Genomic DNA, 5,438 nt, shown 5'->3' with positions numbered 1-5,438 from the left:
GCGAATGTCGGAAAACAACACCGACATTTCTAACTGCACTTGGTCGCCCAATTCCACATCAATAATGCTTGATTTCTCTAAAAACTGGAGGAATTGATTGGGAACGAAGCGCTCATAAGCTTTGTTGAGTAGAAACAGTTCAGCGGTAAATCTGATTCGCTCTGTTTCCGCTTTTTTGCGATCCGTGATATCTTGAAAGGCTACAATTGCATAAGAAATATTGTCCTTTTCATCATAGATGGGAGTACCCCAAGCCTCGATCGGAATAATCTTGTTGCCTTGGTGGATTTCCATATCCTCAGCGGTGGCACTTTCGCCCCTCAACGCTCGCACAATCGGCAATTCAGCAGAGGAATATTCCCGATCTGTACCAGCTTTATACACTTGATAAACCTCGGATATTTGTTCGCTGGTGACGTTAGGAATAACTCCTTTACCTAATAATTGAATAGCAACACGATTATTATAGTAAGGTTTGCCAGAAGCATCCAGCACTGACACCCCGACTGGAATTGCTTCTAAAAATTGAGTCAGCCTGTTTTCACTTTCGCGGATTTCTGTATAGAGTTGAGAATTTTGAATCGAGATAGCCGCTTGTCCCGATAACAGTTTTAATAGTTCCACTCTTTCAGGGGTAAAAGCTCCGGCTGTTAGGTTATTTTCTAGGTAAACAATACTAATAATTTGAGATTGGTTAATCAGCGGCACGCATAAAATTGATTTGGGCTGATTTTTTCGGATGTAGGGGTCGTTGGTAAATTGTCCCTCTCGGACAGCATCATCAAGTACCACGCTTTCTTGAGTACGACTCACATAATTGACAATGGCGGAGGAAAGTTCTTGACAGGTTTCAACGGGGATTGACTGCAACACGGTGACTTGTTCGGAGTTTATGGATCCTTCAGCTTCAACTAATAGCTTTGCCTGGTTTGATAAAATGAGATATCCTCTTTGCGCCCCCGCATTCTCAATCAAAATTTTCATCAAGTTAGACAGTAGTTTATCCAGCAAAATTTCACCTGAAATTGCGGTCGCTGCTTTCATTACTGTGGTTATATCTAAGTTAGTAGCCAAACCAGTGGTCGTCACTTTTGCGCTAGCTTTAGTGTTTTTTATTCCCACCTGAATAGGTTTTAATAAGGGGGAGTATCGCCTTTCTAAATCTTTTATTTTAGCAGTAGATCCCCATTGGATATAACAATAATACGCCTCAATCATGTAGAGTTGGGCCAATTTTTCTTTATCCCATTCTAGGTAAAATTTGGCTGCGAGTTCGTTGGCAAGGGCTTCTTCGTTGAGAAATTGATTTTCTTTAGCGAGGGAGATGGCGCGATCGTACATTTCAATCGCCTCAGCTTTATTACCCAACACCCGTTGCCGTTCTGCCTCAACTAAATACCATTTATGCAGATAATTCATCGGAGCATTTTGCGCCCACTCTTCGAGGGTGGTTCGATCAATTTCTACTAAGCCAAGAATTTCTGTTTGCTCAATTGCTTGCTGTGTGGGGAAGAGTGCCAAGTTTGTCAGAGCTGCATAGAAATGGAAAATGGGAACAAGAACTAATCCCGATACTGCCATTAAATACTGTTTGGCTTGAGCAATGTAGTCGATCGCAGCCGTGTAATTGCCATAGCAGTAAGCAAGCAGCAGTTTGTAGATGTAGGCAGTAGCGATCGCCGTGAATTCATTAACCTCATGGTGTTTAGGAATCATCACCGTTTCATCGTAGGCAGAGCCGATTAAGCAATCCGACAGAATCCCGTCTTCCCTCAAGTTCAACACCATCTGCTGCGTCATATCTAAATAAACCTGAGCAGAATATTGCTTTACCTGCGCCATGACAGCACTGTAAGCTGCTATTTCGGGTTCCCAGGTATCCAGTTCTACCCCACTGAAAAAGTTGGTATGAAAGTAAAAACCTAGGTTGTTGCCAGCGTGTAGAAAATCGCCAGTTTCTATGCTAGCCGTATAGCCCTCTTTCAGTGTTGATATCGCTGCTCTCATAGCTTCCTGATGATGCTGAATCATGGCCCCAAACAGAACTAAAATGACGGGCTTGAATTCCTGAATATTAAAGTGTTCGAGCAATGAGAGTGCTAATTTGCCAAAGGCATAGCCAGTTTCTACTTGTTTCAAAAAACTACACAACACTATACCGTGAATTCCATACCCCTCGCTTGATGCCGGTGCATTTCCAAAAGAGAGCGATAAACTCACCATTGTCGAGCTAAGCAGTGGTAGTAATTCTGGCAGTCCCTGGTAAATGGGTGAAATTAACATTCCTAACAGTTGCATAGTTGCCTGAGTATGAAGATCGGTCATCACAGGCAGGTTAATCAATTCTTCTACCCTTCTTCCCTGGAGTTGACTGGCAAGGGTTTGTAGAGCTTTGTTAATCAAAGCTTCGTCAGGTTCGGGAGGCAGTTCAACTCCTAATTGCAAGAGTGCATCTCTACCCACTGCGATCGCCTCCAACATCTTGCCCTGGGCTGCATGAGTAGCGATTTGAATTTCGTAAATTTTAATTTTGTCTAAAATCGTCTTAGCTTCTTGCAATACCAATGCTGCCATCTGTTCCATACCCTCAAAGTCAGCATTCAAATAGGCAGCTTCGGTAGCAGCAACATAGAGATTCAGGGTCAATTCATACTGAAGAAGCCAGCAGTTGGCTGTTAGTAGATCAATCCCTGTTTGCAGATAGACCATTGCGGCTGCGTAGGCGGTAGAATTTCTGGCCTTACCTCCCGCTTCTAAGTTGAGTAGGGCTAAGGCTTCTCGTTCGCTTAATTGATTGATTAACTCAATTCCTTGATTTAAATGCCCCACAATATCAAAGAGTTTTTCTTCTCTTTCTATGTCCGAATATTTGTGTAGGAGTAACTGTCCAATTTTGAGATGAGTAGCTTTTTTTTTGTTTTCGGGTATTAGGGAATAAGCTGCTTGCTGGACGCGATCGTGCAGGAACTTATAAATTGGGTTAGCCACAGACTCAGTAGGGGATTGAGCATCTGTTTGAAGGAAGTTATAGCCTTGTTTTATCAGTATAATAAGTCCTTCTTGCAAGGCTTTCCAGAGTGCTGATTCCGTTTCTTCTGGTAATTCTTCGCTGACTATTGCCAATGTCTCTAAATCAAACTGTGCCCCAATGCAAGCCGCCAACTTGAGAACATTCTGAGTTTCTTTCGGCAACTTCTGCAATTGCGCCGCCATAAACTCCACCACATCCGAGGCGTGGGTAAGTCTAGCTTGAGCAATATCGCACTGCCACCCCCCTTTACTTCCCCCCTTAGTAAGGGGGGACACAGGGGGGTCAAAGATAATTTGACCATCTTCATACAGCGACTTGAGGAATTGAGTCGAGAAAAAGGGATTACCTTGGGTTTTTTGATAAACCAATTCTGTCAATGGCCCGGCAAAGGATAAATTACAAATCAGCGTATCTGCTACCAACTGATTGAGATCTGCTAAACTCAACGGTTGCAAGGTAATCGTATTCACTACTGCCCCAGACTTCACAATCTCATCCACAGTCAACATAAACGGATGAGTCGGTGATACCTCATTATCCCGATAAGCACCCAATACTAACAGATGGCCCGTATCTTCCATCAACAGTTGTAATAACTTCAAAGATGCGGAATCTGCCCACTGCAAATCGTCCAAAAATATCACTAATGGATGTTCGGCGGTGGTAAATACTTGCACAAATTTCTGCATCAGCAGATTGAAGCGATTTTGGGCGGCACTCCCGGACAATTCTAGTGCAGGAGGTTGAGCGCCAATGATGTGTTCTAATTCAGGAATTACGTCAATCAAGACTTGCCCACTCTCGCCTACTGCGGTGAGAATCATGGTTTTCCATCTGTGTAACTGAGCGTCACTTTCTGATAATAATTGTCCCATCAATTCGCGAAATGCTTGCACAAATACACTAAAGGGAATATTGCGTTGAAATTGGTCGTATTTGCCTTTGATAAAATAGCCACGCTGTCGGGCGATCGGCTTGTGAACTTCGTTCACTACTGCGGTTTTACCAATCCCAGAAAAGCCAGCTACTAGCATCATTTCACTGCCGGATAAATGCGATCCCCCCCCGCCCAGGGCGGGCACGGGGGCACCGCCCCTACTAACGGAGTCACATGAAGCCCCATTTATTAAGGGGGGCTGGGGCGATCGTCTTGATGCAATCCGTTCAAAAGCAGCTAATAGATTATCAACTTCACTTTCCCGGCCGTATAACTTTTCGGGTATCAGGAAACGGTCTGTAATATCTCGCTTTCCCAAGTCAAATTCTTCTATGCTATCGGTTTGTTGTAATTGAAGCAGACACATTTCTAAATCATGCTTTAGCCCCCCGGCTGTTTGATAGCGGTTTTCTGCGTTCTTCGCCATCAGTTTACTGACAAGTTGAGACACAATTAGGGGAATTTTTGGCTCTATTTCGTGCGGAGGAACTGGCTGTCTAGCAATGTGGCAGTGAACAAGTTCTAAAGTATCTTCAGTCTCGAAAGGTAGTTTTCCTGTCAGCAATTCGTAGAATGTGACACCGAGAGAGTAAAAGTCAGTACGGTAATCGAGAGTGCGATTCATTCTCCCCGTTTGTTCTGGTGAAATATACGCTAATGTGCCTTCTAAAATGTTGGGGTTTTTCAGGGTGGGCGTTTCTCGCGTTAGCTGAGTGGATATGCCAAAATCAATAATTTTTAATTGTTCTGTTTCCGGGTTGTAAACAATATTTGAGGGATTAATATCTTTGTGGATGATGTTGGCGCTGTGAATTTGCCCTAAAATTTCAGTTGTGGCGATCGCAATTTGTAAAAATTCTTCAAGAGTAAAGGAGCGCTGCTGCATCCAAATTGTCAAGGATTCCCCGCCAAAGTCCTCAACAAACATCACGAGGCTATTTTGGTATTTTTGCAAGTCATAGACTCGCACGACTCCCGCCTCTTTCAACTCTTGGGTGATGCGGTATTCGGTGCGGTAGCGCACCAATTCTTGAGGTGTGGGGTAGCTTTCTTTGAGGAGTTTGAGGATAATTGGCTCTTTATCTGCTTCCCGAATGGCCCGGTAAACCAGAGAGTTGGCGCTTTCATAGAGAAGTGTCTGGACGGCAACGCCTGGAATCGAGAGCATATTGGTTTTTTTTGCTAAAAATTAAAGCTAACTCAAAACGCACCAGCTTTCTGTATACAATAGCGCGTTAGAAACGAAAAATTTTTGTTTTTGTAACAAATGTTTAGTTTTTCCGGTAACAGCCTGCAAATACTTTGGGGTAGCCCCGATCGCGATCGCCTAGTTTGTAGAGTGTCTCAACAGTCGATCGCACTTTTGGTGTAATTTTCAGGTATAGCAACCGCTTAATGTAAATTGTGTAGCCTGTCTTTGATTTTTGTGCGAGTCAACAATGCAGACTCACAGCGTTCCCAGTAAATTTT

The 5,438-nt window shown here is 43.6% G+C and carries 1 protein-coding gene; it reads right to left on the bottom strand.

Annotation, left to right across the window (positions count from 1 at the left end; translation table 11 throughout):
- The coding region (locus tag QUB20_RS28095) for a protein kinase domain-containing protein (RefSeq protein ID WP_333291818.1) at positions 1–5,136 on the bottom strand (5,136 nt) is incomplete at its 3' end.
- Positions 5,137–5,438: the final 302 nt, after the last annotated feature.

It is taken from the genome of Microcoleus sp. B4-C2, assembly GCF_036705265.1.
In the GTDB taxonomy this organism is placed as follows: Bacteria; Cyanobacteriota; Cyanobacteriia; order Cyanobacteriales; family Microcoleaceae; genus Microcoleus.
This window is presented reverse-complemented; position numbering and strand designations above follow the sequence as displayed.